Genomic DNA, 1,583 nt, shown 5'->3' on the forward strand with positions numbered 1-1,583 from the left:
GGAAGCAGCGTCAAGCCGCCGCTGCCGGTCATCGATCCGATCGGCGATCAAGTTTCGAGTGCCGGATAGGAGGCTCCCATGCCATACGATGCCGGTGCAGGCTCTGACGCGGTCACCCTGCTGCGAAAGGGAGACTCGCTCACCAAGTCGAAGTCGCTCGCACGGCGCCCGTTCCGGACCGGTGTCGCCGCTCGCCGTCGACCGGGTCCACGGGGTGGGGAGGGTGTCGGCGTGATCGAACTGCACGGGATCCGGGTGCTCGGTGGCGAGCCGTCCGCGCTGGCGGTGCACGAGGGGGTGCTGGTCGAGCCGTTCTGCGCGCCCAGGATCGACCTCGGCGGGCTGATCGCGGTGCCCGCGCTGGTGGACCTGCGGGCGCACCTGCGCGCGGCGGGCGACGCGGACGCGGTGGCCGCCGCGCACGGCGGGTACTCGGACGTCGTCGCGATGCCCAACCGCACGCCCGTGACCGACAGCGTCGCGCGGGTGCGGGCGCTGGGGCGCGGGATCCGGGCGTGCCGGGTGCACCCGGCGGGGGCGCTCACGGTCGGGCTCGCCGGGCAGCGGCTCGCGCCGATCGCGGAGATGGCCCAGGCCGGGGTGCGGGTGTTCTCCGACGACGCGAACTGCCTGGACGACGCCGGGCTGCTGCGGCGGGCGATGGTGGCGGCGAGGGCGGCGGGCGCGGTCGTGGCGCAGCACGCGCAGTCCGAGGCGCTGGCGGGCGGCGGGCAGGTCAACGCCGGTGAGGCCGCGAAGCAGACCAGGCTGCCGCCGTGGCCGGGGGTCGGCGAGGAGGCGGTGATCGCGCGGGACGTGCTGCTGGCCGCCGAGACCGGGGCGGCGCTGCACGTGAGCCACGTGTCGACCGCGCGGTCGGTGGAGATCGTGCGGTGGGCCAAGTCGCAGGGCTGGTCGGTGACCGCCGAGGTCACGCCGCACCACCTGCTGCTCGACGACCGGGCGGTGCGCGGCGGGGACACCCGGTTCAAGGTGAACCCGCCGCTGCGGTCGGCGGCCGACGTGGAGGCGCTGCGGGAGGGGCTGCGGGACGGCACGATCGACGCGGTGTCGACCGACCACGCGCCGCACCCGGCGAGCGCGAAGGCGCGGGACTGGTGCGCGGCGCCGTTCGGGGCGGTCGGGCTGGAGACGGCGCTGGCCGTGGTCGCCGACGTGCTGGACGGGGACTGGGAGCTGATCGCGCGGGTGATGTCGCACGCGCCCGCGCGGATCGCCGTGCTGGCGGGCGCGGGACGGCCGCTGGAGCCGGGCGAGCCCGCGACGTTCGCGCTGGTCGACCCGGACGCGGAGTGGGAGGTGCGGCCGGAGGAGCTGCGGGGCGGGGTGGCGAACACGCCGTTCGCGGGGCTGGCGTTCCGGCACCGGGTGGTGGCGACCGTGGTGGGCGGCCGGGTGACCGCCGACCCCCTCGGGCTGCTCGGCGGGGTGGCGGGGCCCGAGGAGGAGGCCGGGGACGACCCGGCACGGGACCCGCGGGCGGCTCGGGGGCTGCGGAGCCCGTGGGAGGGGCCGTCGGGCTCGGTCGAGCGGCGGACGCCACCCGCGGCGTAGGCGCCGGG

At 77.2% G+C, this 1,583-nt stretch carries 1 protein-coding gene; it reads left to right on the top strand.

Annotated features, from left to right (window positions below; translation table 11 throughout):
• Positions 1 to 231: 231 nt before the first annotated feature.
• On the top strand, positions 232 to 1,575 hold the full coding sequence (locus tag ACTUAL_RS09715) for a dihydroorotase (RefSeq protein ID WP_440900029.1): 1,344 nt from the start codon (positions 232 to 234) through the stop codon (positions 1,573 to 1,575).
• Positions 1,576 to 1,583 lie beyond the last annotated feature (8 nt).

It is taken from the genome of Actinosynnema sp., assembly GCF_052038725.1.